Source organism: Ruegeria sp. P10, assembly GCF_056534925.1.
Window position 1 is genome coordinate 117,345 of sequence record NZ_JBQERJ010000005.1, and the last position, 15,349, is coordinate 132,693.

Annotated in this window: 18 protein-coding genes; 10 read left to right on the top strand and 8 right to left on the bottom strand. The window is 58.6% G+C overall.

Features of this window, described 5'->3' with window-relative positions; translation table 11 throughout:
• Window positions 1-4: 4 nt before the first annotated feature.
• Both ACR0FB_RS10205 and ACR0FB_RS10210 read right to left on the bottom strand, forming a co-directional pair.
• A complete protein-coding gene (locus ACR0FB_RS10205; RefSeq protein WP_171635602.1) occupies window positions 5-1,105 on the bottom strand; it encodes an FAD-binding protein in 1,101 nt (366 codons plus the stop codon).
• A gap of 24 nt (window positions 1,106-1,129) precedes the next feature.
• Window positions 1,130-2,578: an FAD-linked oxidase C-terminal domain-containing protein gene (locus ACR0FB_RS10210; protein WP_480620537.1), complete on the bottom strand. Its 1,449-nt coding sequence runs from the start codon at window positions 2,576-2,578 to the stop codon at window positions 1,130-1,132.
• An 88-nt stretch (window positions 2,579-2,666) separates the two neighbouring features.
• On the opposite strand from ACR0FB_RS10210, the gene ACR0FB_RS10215 reads away from it, so the two are divergent.
• Both ACR0FB_RS10215 and ACR0FB_RS10220 read left to right on the top strand, forming a co-directional pair.
• Window positions 2,667-3,377, top strand: coding sequence for a DUF599 domain-containing protein (locus tag ACR0FB_RS10215; protein WP_171635598.1), 711 nt, complete (start codon window positions 2,667-2,669; stop codon window positions 3,375-3,377).
• 35 nt (window positions 3,378-3,412) lie between these two features.
• Complete coding sequence (locus ACR0FB_RS10220) at window positions 3,413-3,760, top strand: hypothetical protein (RefSeq protein WP_171230254.1); 348 nt, start codon at window positions 3,413-3,415, stop codon at window positions 3,758-3,760.
• 3 nt (window positions 3,761-3,763) lie between these two features.
• On the opposite strand, the gene ACR0FB_RS10225 is transcribed toward ACR0FB_RS10220, so the two are convergent.
• The 4 genes from ACR0FB_RS10225 to ACR0FB_RS10240 form a co-directional block, all read right to left on the bottom strand.
• Window positions 3,764-4,249 carry a flavodoxin family protein gene (locus tag ACR0FB_RS10225; RefSeq protein ID WP_171724095.1) on the bottom strand — a complete coding sequence of 162 codons (486 nt, stop codon included), beginning with the start codon at window positions 4,247-4,249 and terminating at the stop codon, window positions 3,764-3,766.
• A 1-nt stretch (window position 4,250) separates the two neighbouring features.
• Window positions 4,251-4,721 (bottom strand): 23S rRNA (pseudouridine(1915)-N(3))-methyltransferase RlmH, encoded by a 471-nt coding sequence (gene rlmH / locus ACR0FB_RS10230; RefSeq protein WP_171635594.1) that lies wholly within the window; start codon window positions 4,719-4,721, stop codon window positions 4,251-4,253.
• 44 nt (window positions 4,722-4,765) lie between these two features.
• Complete coding sequence (gene rsfS / locus ACR0FB_RS10235) at window positions 4,766-5,125, bottom strand: ribosome silencing factor (RefSeq protein WP_058276550.1); 360 nt, start codon at window positions 5,123-5,125, stop codon at window positions 4,766-4,768.
• A gap of 164 nt (window positions 5,126-5,289) precedes the next feature.
• Window positions 5,290-6,642 (bottom strand): mechanosensitive ion channel family protein, encoded by a 1,353-nt coding sequence (locus ACR0FB_RS10240; RefSeq protein WP_171635588.1) that lies wholly within the window; start codon window positions 6,640-6,642, stop codon window positions 5,290-5,292.
• A 115-nt stretch (window positions 6,643-6,757) separates the two neighbouring features.
• On the opposite strand from ACR0FB_RS10240, the gene ACR0FB_RS10245 reads away from it, so the two are divergent.
• The 6 genes from ACR0FB_RS10245 (at window position 6,758) to ACR0FB_RS10270 (ending at window position 11,714) form a co-directional block, all read left to right on the top strand.
• Window positions 6,758-6,853, top strand: coding sequence for an isopropylmalate isomerase (locus ACR0FB_RS10245; RefSeq protein ID WP_224857982.1), 96 nt, complete (start codon window positions 6,758-6,760; stop codon window positions 6,851-6,853).
• A 43-nt stretch (window positions 6,854-6,896) separates the two neighbouring features.
• Complete coding sequence (gene leuC, locus ACR0FB_RS10250; protein WP_171724092.1) at window positions 6,897-8,300, top strand: 3-isopropylmalate dehydratase large subunit; 1,404 nt, start codon at window positions 6,897-6,899, stop codon at window positions 8,298-8,300.
• Window positions 8,301-8,337: 37 nt separating this feature from the next.
• Entirely contained in the window at window positions 8,338-8,880 is a 543-nt protein-coding gene (locus ACR0FB_RS10255; RefSeq protein WP_171635581.1) for an HdeD family acid-resistance protein, read from the top strand.
• A gap of 41 nt (window positions 8,881-8,921) precedes the next feature.
• Complete coding sequence (gene leuD, locus ACR0FB_RS10260; protein ID WP_480620539.1) at window positions 8,922-9,527, top strand: 3-isopropylmalate dehydratase small subunit; 606 nt, start codon at window positions 8,922-8,924, stop codon at window positions 9,525-9,527.
• Between the two features lie 331 nt (window positions 9,528-9,858).
• Window positions 9,859-10,689, top strand: a complete 831-nt coding sequence (locus ACR0FB_RS10265; protein WP_480620541.1) for a hypothetical protein — start codon at window positions 9,859-9,861, stop codon at window positions 10,687-10,689.
• Window positions 10,686-11,714 carry an endonuclease/exonuclease/phosphatase family protein gene (locus tag ACR0FB_RS10270; RefSeq protein WP_480620542.1) on the top strand — a complete coding sequence of 343 codons (1,029 nt, stop codon included), beginning with the start codon at window positions 10,686-10,688 and terminating at the stop codon, window positions 11,712-11,714. The genes ACR0FB_RS10265 and ACR0FB_RS10270 overlap by 4 nt, the downstream gene beginning before the upstream one ends.
• On the opposite strand, the gene ACR0FB_RS10275 is transcribed toward ACR0FB_RS10270, so the two are convergent.
• Entirely contained in the window at window positions 11,706-12,614 is a 909-nt protein-coding gene (locus ACR0FB_RS10275) for a Rossmann-fold NAD(P)-binding domain-containing protein (RefSeq protein WP_480620544.1), read from the bottom strand. The two genes, ACR0FB_RS10270 and ACR0FB_RS10275, sit on opposite strands and share 9 nt — an antisense overlap.
• A gap of 84 nt (window positions 12,615-12,698) precedes the next feature.
• On the opposite strand from ACR0FB_RS10275, the gene ACR0FB_RS10280 reads away from it, so the two are divergent.
• Window positions 12,699-13,592 carry a LysR family transcriptional regulator gene (locus tag ACR0FB_RS10280; RefSeq protein WP_171635570.1) on the top strand — a complete coding sequence of 298 codons (894 nt, stop codon included), beginning with the start codon at window positions 12,699-12,701 and terminating at the stop codon, window positions 13,590-13,592.
• Window positions 13,593-13,595: 3 nt separating this feature from the next.
• Here the strand turns inward: ACR0FB_RS10280 and ACR0FB_RS10285 are convergent, their stop codons facing one another.
• Window positions 13,596-14,123, bottom strand: a complete 528-nt coding sequence (locus ACR0FB_RS10285) for a redoxin domain-containing protein (RefSeq protein ID WP_480620546.1) — start codon at window positions 14,121-14,123, stop codon at window positions 13,596-13,598.
• 91 nt (window positions 14,124-14,214) lie between these two features.
• Here ACR0FB_RS10285 and leuB point away from each other — a divergent pair, with 91 nt between their 5' ends.
• On the top strand, window positions 14,215-15,318 hold the full coding sequence (gene leuB / locus ACR0FB_RS10290; RefSeq protein ID WP_171635566.1) for a 3-isopropylmalate dehydrogenase: 1,104 nt from the start codon (window positions 14,215-14,217) through the stop codon (window positions 15,316-15,318).
• Window positions 15,319-15,349: the final 31 nt, after the last annotated feature.

The window sequence follows — 15,349 nt, forward strand, 5'->3', positions numbered from 1 at the left end:
CGCCCTATCCCATCAGCCCCGGGTTGAACAAACCCCGAGGATCAAATTTCGCACGCAAGCCCTTTGTCAGTGCCGATATTGATGTGGGCTCCGGATGAAATCGCCCCAGTTTTCTGATCGTGTCGTGGTCAGATCGTACCAAAGTGGCATGACCTGAAAACGCGCCAAGCCGGGCACGCACATCCGTGCCAGCCGGGACCAGCAGCCAGACAAGACCGCCGCCCCAGTCAAACAGCGCTTGATCCGCTTCGGCGCGCGCCGAAATCTCTGCCGCGTCACCCGGTTTTACCGAAAGCCGCCAGACGTCCCCGTCCTTTCCCTGAAATGGGTGAACGTCGCGGATCCCGGTCCAAGGCGCTGCGGCGTCTCCCTCGTCTGTCACCTCACCAAAATCTGCCAGTAAGGCGGTCAAACGACCGATCCTGTACGTCACCGATTCTGCAAACCCCTCGACCCTAAGCAGGGCATTGCCACCCGCCGGGTCATAGGCGGCACCCGTCACTTCAAAAGGTGATTTCAACGCAGCGGAAAGAACTTCCACCGCTCTGCCGGCATCCCGAACGGCGACGGACAAAGTCGCCGCTTTTTCCGGCTTGGGCAGCACCTTCAACGACACTTCGGTCAGAATTCCCAGTGTTCCCCAAGACCCACCCATCAATTTAACGAGATCATAACCGGTGACGTTTTTCATAACTCGCCCACCGTTCTTGACCACCTGTCCGCGCCCGTCGACGAAACGCACACCTAGCAGGAAATCCCGGCAGGCACCGACCTGAATCCGCCGCGGGCCCGAGATATTGGCCGCGACGACACCGCCGATCGTTGGTTCACCTTGAGTTTCAAGCAAACTTCGGTGATCCATCGGCTCAAACGCCAGCTGCTGACCTTCCGCCTCCAGCACGGCCTGGATCTCTGCCAATGGTGTCCCGGCCTTGGCCACAAGAGTAAGTGCTCCGGGTTCGTAAAGCGAAATGCCACGCAGAGCCCCGGTTTCGATATTCGCTTCGGGGCCGGTGATCGCGCGCGTGCCGCCACCGATGATGCAAACAGGGTCTTTCAATCCGGCCACCATGTCGGCCAGTTCAGATTCTGATTCAGGTTTCATGGCAAAATCCGTTATTAGAGCCTGTTACTCGGCAGCAATCTGCGCGTGGCGACGGGTTTCCGAAACGTTCAGTGGAAACACCTTGGCAGGGTTCAGCAGCCATTTGGGGTCAAAAACGTCCTTGACCGCCATCTGCGCCTCAAGATCGGCAGGCGCATATTGATGCGACATGAGATCCCTCTTCTCGATACCCACGCCGTGCTCACCGGTCAGACAACCGCCTTCGTCCACGCATAATTTCAGAATTTCGGCCCCGAATGCCTCGCATTTTTCCAGATCACCCGGTTTGTTGGCATCGAAAAGGATCAGCGGATGCATGTTCCCATCCCCTGCGTGAAATACGTTGCCAACAGGCAGACCGAATTCTTCACTCAACTCGCCGATACGGCGCAGCACCGTCGGCAGGGCCGACACCGGGATCGTACCGTCAAGGCACATATAGTCGTTCAACTGCCCCATGGCGCCGAATGCGGATTTCCGACCAAGCCATATTTTTGCACTTTCTTCGGCTGACTGGCTTTCTCGCAGTTCGACCGGGTTGTGTCGTTTGGCGATCTCGATGATTTTCGCCAATTGATGGTCAATTTCGGCTTCAGACCCTTCCACTTCGACAATCAACAGCGCATGGCAATCGGGGTATCCAGCGTGCGCAAAGTTTTCGCAGGCTTTTATGCACAGCGTGTCCATGAACTCGATCGCGACCGGCAGAATGCCCGATTTGATAATGTCAGAAACACATTGACCCGCGACTTCGTTGTCGTCGAACCCCATCAGAACCGGCCGCGCGCCTTCGGGTTTGCGCAGAATGCGCAGTGTTGCTTCGGTCACCACGCCCAGCTGACCTTCCGAGCCGCAAATGACGCCCAACAGGTCCAGACCGGGTGCATCCAGATGCGCGCCGCCGATCTCGACAACACTGCCATCCATCATCACCATGGTCACGCCCAGAAGGTTGTTCGTTGTCACGCCATATTTCAGGCAATGGGCGCCACCTGAATTCATCGCGATATTGCCGGCAATGGCACAGGCCAGTTGCGAGGAAGGATCAGGCGCATAAAAGAAGTCTTCTTCCTCGACCGCGTCGGTCACGCTCAGATTGGTGCGGCCCGTCTGCACCCTGATGAAACGGTTGTCATAGTCCGTTTCCAGAACCTCATTCATCCGCGCAACGCCCAGAATGACGCAATCAGCCGTTGGCAATGCCCCGCCGGCCAGCGACGTACCCGCACCGCGCGGCACGACCGGCACGCCTTCTTCATGGCAAATGCGCAAAGCATCCGAGACTTCCTGTGTGCTCGACGGCAGCACGGCCAGCATCGGCGGGCATTTGTAAGCCGTCAGGGCATCGCACTCGTAGGCTCGGGTTTCAGCCGGATCATGGATAATTGCCGTATCTGGCAGAACGCGCGACAGCCGCGAAACGATCGTGCCTTTCCGGTTCAGTACGTCCGGGCTTGGCTTTGGCATTTCCATGGCATCCCTCCCCTTCTTCTCTTTGGTAAAATAATATTACCAATTTACCACTCTGGCAAGTTGCGATGTCCGGTCTTACTGTCGCGCCATGACCTGGATCGAACGTGCCGCCCTGTTTTCCCTTCTGGATTATGCTGCCATGGCGATATTGCTGGGTGCGTGGCTATGGATCGGATGGAAGATCGAACACCCGTCACCACAGAAGCCGTCCGTCGCCCTTGTGATGGATGGCTACCGCCGCGACTGGATGCACGAGATGGTGACGCGCCAGCCACGGATGTTCGATGCGCAGGTCGTGGCTGCCATGCGGCAAGGCAGCACCTTTTTCGCCTCAACCACGATGATTGCCATCGGGGGCGGTCTGGCCCTGTTGGGCAATACCGAGCGATTGGCCGGGGTGGCGACGGATCTTGCCATCGGCAGCGCACCGGCGATGGTCTGGGAAATCAAGATACTTGTGGTTGTCCTGCTGCTGGCCAATGCCTTTCTGAAATACGTCTGGGCACATCGCCTTTTTGGGTATTGCGCCGTTTTGATGGCCTCGGTTCCAAACGATCCTGAAGACCCAAACGCCTATCCTCGGGCCGGTCAGGCGGCCGAGATCTGCGTGACCGCTGCCCGAAGCTTCAACCGCGGTCTCCGCGCCACATATTTCGCCCTTGCTTCGCTGGCGTGGTTTCTCGGGCCGATGGCATTGGTGTTGGGCACAATGATCACATTCGGTGTCCTGTATCGCCGCGAATTTGCATCGCATTCCCGTGCGATCCTCATGGCCCAAACGTCGAACACAGAGACGTGATCCCCAAGCGCGACATTAAACCCTAGGTTCGAACCATGCGATATGTGATTCTCAGCGCCCTTCTGGCTGCACCTGCCCTCGCCGACCCGCCGACAATCGAACAGGTCCGCGCCAGCGCCACCGGTGACACATGGCGGTTCGATGTGACGATCCGGCATCCCGATACAGGCTGGGATCATTACGCCGACGGCTGGCGCGTTCTGGACATGGACGGGAATGAACTGGGAATGCGGGTGCTGCACCACCCGCACGAGACAGAACAACCCTTTACCCGCTCACTTGGTGGCGTGGTGATTCCGGAAAACGTGTCACAGGTTCAGATTCAGGCCCGGTGCAATGTGGATGGCTGGAACGAAGACACGACATTGGTCGAACTGAACTGACCTTCAGAAAATCCCCATGGCCAGGCCCGCACCCAGCGCGGCGCCGATCTCGCGACACCGATCCAGCTGATCTTCAGGAATGGTTTTCCGGGCCAGAATGGCCTCGGGCGTTTGCGCATGCGTGCAGACAATCAGCGGCGACTGGACCTTTTTCAACCGCCAGCCAGTGGCGATCCGTGCGATCTGGCGGGCTGCATTCTCTCCGTCTGATCCGGCGCAAATCATCTGCGCATATGGACGACCTTCGATCTGTCCCAGAACCGGATAATAGCAGCGATCGAAGAATTCCTTCATCAAGCCCGAGATCGCCGCCAGATTCTCTGGCGCGCAGAAAATGTAGCCGTCGGCGGCCAGCACATCCTCCGGCCCCGCTTGATCCGCAGGCACAAGTTCAACCTCGGTCTCAGCCCGCGCCGATTCAGCCGCCGCTTCGGCCATCTGCCGGGCGCCACCTGTGCGCGAATGGTAAACGATCAGAAGCTGCGCCATGTCAGACCCGGTGATAGGGGCCACCAGACAGAATGGTCGCGGCCCGATACAGTTGCTCGGCCAGCATCACACGGACCAGCATATGAGGCCAGACCATCGACCCCAACGAGAGGGAAAAGTCGGCTTCCGCCCGCAAAGCAGGGTCTATTCCGTCCGCTCCGCCGATGATCAGCGCCAGATCCTGCCGCCCGGCATCGCGCCAACTACCCAGTTTCTTGGCAAAATCGGGCGAGGACATCACGCGCCCACGTTCGTCCAGCGTACAGATCACCGCGCCCTTGGGCAGCGCCTTGCGCAGCAACGCGGCTTCGGCCCCCATGCCTGCGTTTTTCTTGTCCTCGACCTCGATCACCCGCGCGGGACCAAGGCCCAGCGCACGTCCGGTCCGGTCAAAGCGGGTCAGGTAATCATCAAGCAGGGACTTCTCCGGTCCGGCGCGCAATCGCCCGACCGCAACTATGCTGATACGCATATCTCTCTCGCCTCCGGCCCTTTAATACGGGCCGGGATGGCGCCTCAGTTCGCCGAGGCGCTGCCGCCCTGAGGCAGCCACATCTTTTCCAGCTGGTAGAATTCGCGCACTTCGGGGCGGAAGATATGGACGATCACGTCGCCCGTATCGATCAGCACCCAATCGCCGGCATCCTTGCCTTCGACCTTCGAGGTGAAACCGAATTCCTGCTTGATGCGATCCGTCAGCTTTTCCGCCATGGCCGAGACCTGACGGGTCGACCGACCCGAAGCAATGACCATGTGATCCGCGACAGACGACTTGCCTTGCAGGTTGATCTGCACGACGTCTTCGGCCTTGTCATCGGAAAGTGAGGAAAGGATACGCTCAAGCAGCTTATCGCTGATTGACTGAGAGTGGGCCATTACACGGGACCCGTCTTCGGCGGGCAAACCCGCCTGTGTATGTAGAGACAGGACATAGTCCTCCTTTGCTGCGCGCCGTGAAACCCCGGCGCCAGGGTACTAATAAGGTAGCAAGGGGAATGCAACATTTCAATGAAAGCGCGTCCGGCCCCGCGCAGGGGTGATCACTCTTCTGCGATTTGTTGCATGTTTGCGTTTTCCGACAAAAGCCGAACCTCGCGCTGCGGGAAGGGGATCGAGATGCCTTCGTCCTGAAACGCATCCCACAGCGCAAGATAGACATTTCCCCTGATATTGGTCAGCCCTTTGGTCGGATCGCTGATCCAGAACCGCAGAACGTAATCCACACTGCTGTCGCCAAAACCGGTGATATGGCATACCGGTTCATGTTTTCCGCCACTCAAAACGCGGGTCACTGCCTTTACAGCCCGGATCGCCGTTGCCCGCACTTTGTGGGGGTCATCCTCATAGCTGGTGCCGAAATCCAGATCCAACCGCACGAATTTGTCGGAATGCGACCAGTTCACCACCTGGTTGGTAATCAGGTCCTCGTTCGGGATCAGGTATTCCCGCCCGTCCCGCGTGACAACCGAGACATAGCGTGCGCCCAGCGCATTGATCCAACCAAACGTATCGCCCAGCGAGATCACATCGCCTGGCTTGATCGACCGATCCATCAGGATGATGATCCCCGATATGAGGTTTGACACCACTTTTTGCAGGCCAAACCCGATGCCGACGCCGATTGCGCCCGACAGCAGCGCAATGCCGGTCAGATCGAAGCCCAGCGTGCGGATCGCAGCCAGAAAGACCGCGCCGTACAGCAGCACCTGAATTCCCTTGGCCAACAACACCTGCATGGATGGGGTGATGTCGTCATTGCTCTGCAATCCACGCTCGGCCGCGCGGGTGCCGATGCGGGCCAGCGTCAACAGGACCCCGATCAGCAGGATGGCCTTGAGAATGCCCAGCAAGGAAATATGCAGGTCACCGACGGAAATCGCGACCCCATCAAGAAATTTGGCCACGTCATCCGTCAGATTCAAAGCAACAAGCGTTGCATAGACCCACATTGCCCACTTGAATATCCGTCGCAGCGTCCGGTTGCGGACAAGCCTCGCGACCAGTGCAATCGCCAGCCACGCAGTTGCCAGAGTTGCAATGATCCCAATGAGATAACTGCGCGACGGCCAGGTAACATGCTGCATAACCTGATACAAGAGCCAGGACAGCAGCACGAAATAGACCAGTGTCAGCCGCTGCATCAGCTGTACCATGGTGCGAAGCCGCCATTTCGGCCATCCGGTGCGTGCGCGCGTCCAGGCATCCCATCGTGGCTGTGTCAGAACTTTCAGAAGGAAAGCCAGCGCCCAAAGGAAAAGGATGATGACCAACTGATACTGCCGCCAGCCCGGCGTAACCACCAACTCGACCAGTTCTTGAAGCTCGGAAGAGAACCCCGCGACCATGTTGTTGTAAAGGTCTGTCAGCGAGCTGGGGATCAGGTCTTGGTTCATACGCGCCTCCTGCACGGCAGCTTGGACAGCAATGCCAGGCGATGCAAGTCTGACACCGGTTTTGAACCTTGATTGCAGCAAAGGCGCGGTATATCTGAACCGCATGAGACTCAATGTGGCCCAAGAACAGAATCTGGAAGACCGTGCGCGTCTGCGCGAACGGTTCTTTGGGGCTGCCCGCACGGTCCTGGCGCGCCTACCCGTCGCCTGAGCCAACTCGCCAGCTATTTCTCATTACATACGGGAGAGGACACATGTCCCCCAAAACACTCTATGACAAGATCTGGGATGCCCATGTCGCGCACGAAGCCGATGATGGCACCTGCCTGCTGTATATCGACCGCCATCTGGTCCACGAGGTCACCAGCCCGCAGGCGTTCGAAGGCCTGCGCATGGCGGGCCGCAAGGTGCGCGCGCCGGAAAAGACCATTGCCGTGCCGGACCACAACGTTCCGACCACACCTGACCGGGTGAACGGTATTGAAAACCCGGAATCGCGCATTCAGGTCGAAGCGCTGGACAAGAACGCCCGGGACTTCGGCATTCACTATTACCCGGTAAATGACGTCCGTCAGGGCATCGTGCACATCGTCGGCCCCGAACAAGGCTGGACCCTGCCGGGCATGACCGTCGTCTGCGGCGACAGCCATACCGCCACCCATGGCGCATTCGGCGCATTGGCCCACGGCATCGGCACGTCCGAGGTCGAACACGTTCTGGCCACGCAGACCCTGATCCAGAAGAAATCCAAGAACATGAAGGTGGAAATCACCGGCAAATTGCAGCCGGGCGTGACCGCCAAGGACATCACCTTGGCCGTGATCGGCGAAACCGGCACCGCCGGCGGCACCGGCTATGTCATCGAGTATTGCGGTGAAGCCATACGCAACCTGTCGATGGAAGGCCGCATGACCGTCTGCAACATGGCCATCGAAGGTGGCGCACGCGCAGGGCTGATTGCACCGGATGAGAACACGTTCGAATATGTCAAAGGCCGTCCGCATGCGCCGAAAGGTGCGCAGTGGGAAGCCGCGATGAATTGGTGGAAAACACTCTACACCGACGAAGGCGCGCATTTCGACAAGGTTGTCACGATTCGTGGCGAAGACATCGCGCCTGTCGTCACCTGGGGCACCAGCCCCGAGGATGTTCTGCCGATCACGGCAACCGTGCCGCACCCCGAGGATTTCGAAGGCGGCAAGGTCGAAGCGGCCCGCCGGTCAATCGAGTATATGGGTCTCAAAGCCGGTCAGAAGCTGAGCGATGTCGAGATTGACACCGTCTTTATCGGGTCCTGCACCAACGGACGTATCGAAGACCTGCGTGCCGCGGCCGAGATCCTGAAAGGCAAGAAGATCAAGGACGGGATGCGCGCGATGGTGGTGCCGGGTTCGGGGCTGGTCCGCGCTCAGGCCGAAGAAGAAGGCCTGGCCGACATCTTCAAAGAGGCCGGGTTCGAATGGCGTCTGGCAGGCTGTTCGATGTGCCTGGCGATGAACCCCGACCAGTTGCAACCGGGCGAACGCTGTGCCGCAACCTCGAACCGCAACTTCGAAGGCCGTCAGGGCCGGGGCGGGCGCACACATCTGCTGAGCCCGGCAATGGCTGCCGCAGCGGCAATCACGGGACGGCTGACAGACGTCCGTGAATTGTTGTAAGGTGCCCTCATATCTAGATATTTGAGGGATTGAACAAATGAGTGACTGGGTCAAATGGCTATTGCTTGGACTTCTGTCCATAGTGTTCGGCATCTTTGTGCTGGGCGCACCGGTCGTGGCATCAATCACCGTGACGGTGGTCACAGGTGTATTGCTGCTGATTTCAGGCGCGTTACAGGTTGTTGGCGGCTTCACCGTCGATGGGGCCGGCAACAAGATACTGTCACTTATCATGGGTGTCGTGATGCTGTTTCTGGGCTGGTCCTTTCTGGATCACCCACTGCAAGGAACGCTGACACTGGCAACTGTCTGCCTGATCCTGTTCATGGCTGGCGGCATTGCCCGCGTGATCCTGTCGTTCCAGATGCGCGGAACGCAATATTTCTGGGCGACGCTGGTCTCGGGCATCATGTCGATTGTACTGGCGATCCTGATCTGGCGCTTTGCCGCAATGGACCCTTCGGTGCTGCTGCAATTGCTGGGCATCCTGCTGGGGATCGAGATGATCTTTAACGGGCTCGGCCTTGTCTTCATGGCGTTCTTCGTCAAGGACGCACCAAAAGAAACGAAACAAGCTTAACGCGGGGCCTGGGCGCGGCCCTCTCCCGCAGGAGTGTGAACATGGATAAGTTTGAAAAAGTCCACGGGGTGGCCGCCCCGATGCCATTGATCAATATCGACACCGATATGATCATTCCCAAAGTGCATTTGAAAACCATCAAACGGTCCGGCCTCGGCGTCGTGCTGTTTGACGAAATGCGTTATCATGATGACGGGCGCGAGAACGAAGAGTTCGTCCTGAACAAACCCGCCTATCGCGAGGCCGAAATTCTGGTCGCCGGAGACAATTTCGGCTGCGGCTCGTCGCGCGAACACGCACCCTGGGCGATCAAGGATTTCGGCATCAAGGTTGTGATCTCGACCAGCTTTGCCGACATCTTCTTCAACAACTGCTTCAAGAACGGCATCCTGCCGATCGTGGTCGAAGAAGAGCATCACGCGATCCTGATGGAAGACGCGCATAAAGGCGAGAATGCCCGCATGACGGTACATCTGGAAGATCAGCAGATCACCACTTCGGATGGTGTCGTGATCGAGTTTGATATTGACCCGCATCGCAAACACTGCCTGCTGAACGGTCTGGACGATATCGGCCTGACGATGGAGAAAGATCACCACATCGACAAGTTTGAGGAAAACGCCAGCCAGGCCCGCCCCTGGGTGTAAGGCCCAAGCGATTCTTTGAACACTCAACCTAACGGGGTCGCCAATGCGGCCCCGTTCTCATTCTTGGGGTTGATTTTCGCAAAACCACAACATCTTGGTCTCATATTGAGATACACGTCGGATTTGCGTCGAAAATGATGCAATCCCGCACCAGTTGCGCCATCATTTTGCCCGAAATCACGTGTTTTCTGCACCCTGTCTTGAGCGAAATGCCGCTTATCGTCCATGTTGGCGCTAAAGAGGCATCCGTCAAAAACTCGAGACGATGGGCACAAGTTGGAATGTAAGTCGGCGAAGATCGACTTATCCGGTTTGAAAAAGGGTTCGGATAGTGATTGCGCGCACAACAGGGGCGGCGATACGCGGAATACTTGTGGCACTGATGGTGCTGACACCCGCGTTGTACCTGCCTGTATCATCGACGAACGGGACCGAGATTCTGGTCTTCCTCGCGATTCTCGCGTTCATCCTGACATTCGCCGAGTACAATTCTGCTTTTCCCAGTTTTATTGAATTTCGCGATGCGCCGCCGGTGAACCGTCTGCGGTTTGTCGGGCTGATGTCGATGGTCACCTTTCTGACACTGGTTTGCAAAAACACCTATGAGCCGACTGAACTGACCGCGTTCGCCTACACCGCAGGTCTGGCCGTCGCGAATGTCGCGGACTTTCCCTATTCTCCGGTTCGGTTGATCGTGCTGATGCTACCCTTGGATGCCGGTCAGCCGTTGATCGAATTGGTTCGGATCGCAGCCAGTGTGGCCTATGTGGCCGCCCTGGTCACCGTCGCCAGCTTTGCCTATGCGGTCAAAATGCGCGGCTGGCCCACGGGCAATGGCGCCTTCAACGTATGGACCAATCTGCCGTTGTTTGATCCCACCAAGGGCGGCGATGTTGTCACCCGCCTGCAACGTGATGGTCGCCTGAATATCTGCATTGGCGTTCTGCTCCCCTTCCTCATTCCGGCTGTCATCAAGCTCATGAGCAGCGTCGTTGCCCCGATCTCGCTGAGCAATCCGCAAACATTGATCTGGACCATGTGCGCTTGGGCCTTCCTGCCCGCCAGCATGATCATGCGCGGCATGGCGACGCTTCGCATCGCGGGTCTGATCGTGGAAAAGCGCCGCGCCTATTCGACAAACGAGACAACGCAAGCCGCATGATCCGTGCCCTTGCTCTGCTGCTGTTGCCTTTCTCGGCACAGGCAGAGGTTTATCGCATCGCCACCTACAACACTGAACTCAGCAGAAACGGCCCCGGCCTGCTGCTGCGCGACATCCAGCGGGATGATGCGCAGGTTGAAGCCGTTGTCGAGGTCGTTGCTGCGGCGCGACCTGATGTCATTGCCCTGCAAGGCATCGACTGGGATCTGGACGGAGCTGCCCTGAGCGCCCTGTCCGAGAAACTGCGCGAGGCGGGCCTGGATTTCCCCTATCACTTTTCCGCCCAACCAAATGCTGGGTTGGAAACGCCGCTGGATCTGGACGGAGATGACCAAACGCAAGGCCCCGGCGACGCGCAGGGCTGGGGGAAGTTCACCGGCCACGGAGGGGTGGCGGTGTTGTCCCGTTTCGAAATCATGACCGAAGACGTTCAGGATTACACCAATCTGCGGTGGAAAGACCTGCCTGGGGCGGATTTGCCATTCAGGGATGGGCTCCCCTTCCCGTCTGAAGCTGCGCACGACATTCAGCGCCTGTCCTCGACCGTGCATTGGGTGCTTCCGATCGAAACCCCGCAGGGGCGATTTAGCCTGATGACCTTTCACGCTGCCCCACCGGTTTTTGACGGACCCGAGGATCGCAACGGTCTGCGCAACAGGGACGAGATTCGCCTGTGGTCGGTTTTGCTGAATGGCGGCCTGGGGCCAGTTCCTCAAGGCCTCTTCGTGATAGCCGCGGACGCCAATCTCGACCCGACCCGCGGAGAAGGCCACAAGCAGGCCATTCACGCGCTTTTGGCCGATCCCCATGTGCAGGATCCGATGCCAAAGGACCCATCGGGTTCATCAGCAACGGTCGAATGGAAAGCCACCGGGGAAATGCGCGTTGACTATGTGTTGCCGTCCAGTGATCTGCAAATCTCGGAAACCGGCATTGTCTGGCCCGTGGAAGGTGGCACGCTGTACGACAGTGCCCGACGCGCCAGCAGGCATCGACTGGTCTGGGTTGACATAATCCTACCCTAGAACCTCGCCCCTGTTCCCGGCCGTCGCCGATGAAACGGCACGTTGGGACGAAATGGCGGAACGCAAGGCATCCTCCAGCTTCGTTTCAGAAAACGAGGTCAGCAATTCTTTCATATAACCGCCATCCAATTGATGCGGCACGTGCCAGAGGTACCGCATCTCGATCAAATGAGGGGCCATGCGCCAGAATGGGCGGGCCAATTGCAGAGGCCACCATTTCATACGCCGCACTGTAACCGGCCGGCCGGTGACTTGCGAAAGCGATTGAGCGATCTGCGTCCCGGTCAAAGTGTACCCTTCAAATGGAACATCGCAGAAACGGGGAAGGTCTTGCCGCATCTCAGCCAGCGCGACGGCGGCGCGGGCCAGATCAGGCAGAAAGGCCCAAGCGTGCGGTGCGTCCGGATCACCGGGATAAACGAACTGACCGCGCGAAAGACGCTTGATCATGACCTGATCGAACCAGTTTCCGGATGCATTGGTGTCGATGAAATCCCCGGCGCGCAAAAGGATGGTGCACACGGTTGACGCGCGATAGGCCTCTTCCATCTCGATCCGAACCCGGCCCAAAGGGTTGGTGGCTCGATGCGGCGTCCCGCCCGACCATGAGCCCGGCGTATTCCCACCAAATACGTAGACATTGCCCGGTACGATCACGGTCGCCCCCGTATCTGAGGCCGCATCTATCACCCGTTTGGTCAGTACCGGCACATCGCGTGCCCAATCGGGATAGGGCGGATTCCATCCGTTCACGATGACGTCCACGCCGCGCGCCGCCTGTGACAGCGAATCAGACCTGCGGTCAAATTCCGTCACATCCCAGCCCGCGCGCCTGAACGCCAGGGCTGCGTTGCGTCCAAAACGACCTGTTGCGCCCAGTACCAGTGCAGATTGTGCCATGTTTGCCTCCTGTCTGAGGTCAATCTACCCATTCACTTCGCGCAAGGAATTGCCGCAATTCGCAGAACGTGTATTCATTTCTGAATGGACAAAGCTCTGACACATGCAGATTGGTCTCTGATTCAATGCTTTCTGGCCGTGGCCGAGACGGGATCGTTGTCCGCCGCCGCACGACATCTCAATCGCAGCCAACCCACTTTGGGGCGGCAGGTCCAAAACCTCGAGGACGAACTGGGTGTCTCTCTTTTCGATCGCCACGCGCGTGGTCTGAAGCTCAGCGAAGCGGGTTCACAGCTTTTGCCGTTGGCCCAGCAGATGCACAGCGCCATGACCGCGTTCAGTCTTGCCGCCGCGGGGCAATCGCAACAGCTTGAAGGTTCGGTGCGCATCACCGCATCTGTCTTTGCCTCGCATCACCTGCTGCCACCGATACTGGCGTCCATCCGCAGGCAAGAGCCCACGATCCAGCTTGAACTGGTGGCCACTGACACCACCGAGAATCTGCTCTATCGCGAGGCGGATATCGCCGTGCGGATGTATCGCCCTGCGCAGGTGGATCTCATTTCCCGCTATCTCGGGGATGTGCCGCTGTGTTTTTGTGCGGCAAAGTCCTATCTGGACCGGAAGGGGCGCCCCAAGACACCCGAAGAACTGTTTACGCATGATCTGGTAGGGTTTGACGCGAACCAGGAGATCATCAAAGCCATGCGTGAAAAGGGGTGGCCAGCCAGCCGCGACAGTTTTGCCACCCGCTGTGACCTGCAAAGCGCCTATTGGGAACTGATCCGGGCGGGCTGTGGCATAGGCTTCAGCCAGGTACAGGTTGCCCAAGCCGACCCCGACGTGGAAATCCTACCGCTGGATGTGGACATCCCGATTCTACCCGTGTGGCTGGCCGCACCCCAGGCCATGCGCCAGACCCCGCGCATCCGCAGGGTCTGGGATTTGTTGGCAGAAGGGCTCAAAGCCGCTCTTTGAGGGTCAAAGCGGGCCGGTATAAGTTCCGCGCGCGGGATAGTTGTTGCCCAGTGTGAATTTCAAACCACCCGCAATATCCGACATGGACGGGCGACCGAAAGGCGTGGTCTGTTGCCATGCATAGTACAGCATCCGGTCGGGTGCGATGTAGAAATGCCCCGGCTCTGCGAACAGGTCCGGTTCGGCGCTGCCTTCGCGCTTGGTCGAGATGTTAAGGCCCCAATCATCCCGCGCAGCGGACAGGGAAAGGCTGTGGCCCACACGCAGGCGCGACGCTCCGGCTTTTTCGGCGGCTTCCGCCGCGCGCTCGGCTGTATCGGTGGTGATCATGATGACCTCGACGCCCAGCGCCGCAAAGTCATCCAGCGCCGCTTCGACCTCGGTCATCTGCTTGATGCAGATCGGGCAATGCAGCCCGCGATATTGAATCACCAGCGTCCCGTGTTCGCCCTTGTCCGCGTCAAGATCGAAGCTGCCATGGGCAACAGTTTCGATTTTCAGCGCAGGAACCGGATTTCCAGGTGTCAGCATGTGTTTTCCTTCTGTTTTGGCAGGTTCGTCTCATTGACCCGATGCAACGCAGACGCTAGGCCCTGTGCAACAAAACGCAAGGAGACCCTTCATGTCCAACCCTTCGCTCCTTATCCTGCCCGGAGACGGAATTGGCCCGGAAGTCATGGCCGAAGTGCGCAGAATCATCGATTGGTTCGGCGCCAATCGCGGTCTTCAATTTGACGTGAGCGAGGATCTGGTCGGCGGTGCCGCCTATGATGCCCACGGCAAGCCTCTGTCCGATGAGACGATGGCCAAGGCGCAAGAGGTCGACGCGGTTCTATTGGGCGCTGTCGGCGGCCCAAAATACGACGATCTGGATTTCAGCCTGAAGCCCGAGCGCGGCCTGCTGCGCCTGCGCAAGGAAATGGACTTGTATTCGAACCTGCGCCCGGCCCAGTGCTTTGACGCGCTGGCTGATTTCTCGTCGCTGAAGAAAGACATCGTTGCGGGTCTGGATATCATGATCGTGCGCGAACTGACCTCGGGCGTTTATTTCGGTGAACCACGCGGTATCTTCGAGGAAGGCAATGAACGCGTCGGCATCAACACCCAGCGTTACACCGAATCCGAGATTGAACGCGCCGCGCGTTCGGCCTTTGAACTGGCGATGCGCCGGAACAAAAAGCTGTGCTCGATGGAAAAAGCCAACGTGATGGAATCGGGCATTCTGTGGCGCGAAGTGGTCAACCGCGTTTCCGCTGACTACCCCGAAGTTGAGCTGAGCCATATGTACGCCGACAACGGTGCCATGCAGCTGGTGCGCGCACCGAAACAGTTCGACGTGATCCTGACCGACAACCTGTTCGGTGACATCCTGTCCGACTGCGCCGCGATGCTGACGGGCTCTCTGGGCATGCTGCCGTCGGCGTCGCTGGGCGCGCCGATGGCCAATGGACGCCCCAAAGCAATGTACGAGCCCGTACACGGGTCTGCCCCCGATATCGCGGGTCAGGGCAAAGCCAACCCGATCGCCTGCATCCTCAGCTTTGCGATGGCTCTGCGCTACAGCTTTGATCAGGGCGAGGAAGCGGATCGGCTGGAAGCTGCGATCGAGAAAGTTCTGGCCGACGGCGTTCGCACCGGCGACCTGCTTGCGGATCAGGGCGTTCAGCCCGTCTCGACCAGCGAAATGGGCGACGCGATCCTTTCAGCGTTGGACGCAAGCGTCTAAGAAACGAAAGAATGAAAAAACAAAAGGCGGT

Coding starts and splice junctions, on each gene's coding strand:
- ACR0FB_RS10205 (WP_171635602.1), bottom strand. CDS start 1,105: ATGAAACCTGAATCAGAATCTGAACTGGCCGACATGGTGGCCGGATTG.
- ACR0FB_RS10210 (WP_480620537.1), bottom strand. CDS start 2,578: ATGGAAATGCCAAAGCCAAGCCCGGACGTACTGAACCGGAAAGGCACG.
- ACR0FB_RS10215 (WP_171635598.1), top strand. CDS start 2,667: ATGACCTGGATCGAACGTGCCGCCCTGTTTTCCCTTCTGGATTATGCT.
- ACR0FB_RS10220 (WP_171230254.1), top strand. CDS start 3,413: ATGCGATATGTGATTCTCAGCGCCCTTCTGGCTGCACCTGCCCTCGCC.
- ACR0FB_RS10225 (WP_171724095.1), bottom strand. CDS start 4,249: ATGGCGCAGCTTCTGATCGTTTACCATTCGCGCACAGGTGGCGCCCGG.
- rlmH (WP_171635594.1), bottom strand. CDS start 4,721: ATGCGTATCAGCATAGTTGCGGTCGGGCGATTGCGCGCCGGACCGGAG.
- rsfS (WP_058276550.1), bottom strand. CDS start 5,125: ATGGCCCACTCTCAGTCAATCAGCGATAAGCTGCTTGAGCGTATCCTT.
- ACR0FB_RS10240 (WP_171635588.1), bottom strand. CDS start 6,642: ATGAACCAAGACCTGATCCCCAGCTCGCTGACAGACCTTTACAACAAC.
- leuC (WP_171724092.1), top strand. CDS start 6,897: ATGTCCCCCAAAACACTCTATGACAAGATCTGGGATGCCCATGTCGCG.
- ACR0FB_RS10255 (WP_171635581.1), top strand. CDS start 8,338: ATGAGTGACTGGGTCAAATGGCTATTGCTTGGACTTCTGTCCATAGTG.
- leuD (WP_480620539.1), top strand. CDS start 8,922: ATGGATAAGTTTGAAAAAGTCCACGGGGTGGCCGCCCCGATGCCATTG.
- ACR0FB_RS10270 (WP_480620542.1), top strand. CDS start 10,686: ATGATCCGTGCCCTTGCTCTGCTGCTGTTGCCTTTCTCGGCACAGGCA.
- ACR0FB_RS10275 (WP_480620544.1), bottom strand. CDS start 12,614: ATGGCACAATCTGCACTGGTACTGGGCGCAACAGGTCGTTTTGGACGC.
- ACR0FB_RS10280 (WP_171635570.1), top strand. CDS start 12,699: ATGGACAAAGCTCTGACACATGCAGATTGGTCTCTGATTCAATGCTTT.
- ACR0FB_RS10285 (WP_480620546.1), bottom strand. CDS start 14,123: ATGCTGACACCTGGAAATCCGGTTCCTGCGCTGAAAATCGAAACTGTT.
- leuB (WP_171635566.1), top strand. CDS start 14,215: ATGTCCAACCCTTCGCTCCTTATCCTGCCCGGAGACGGAATTGGCCCG.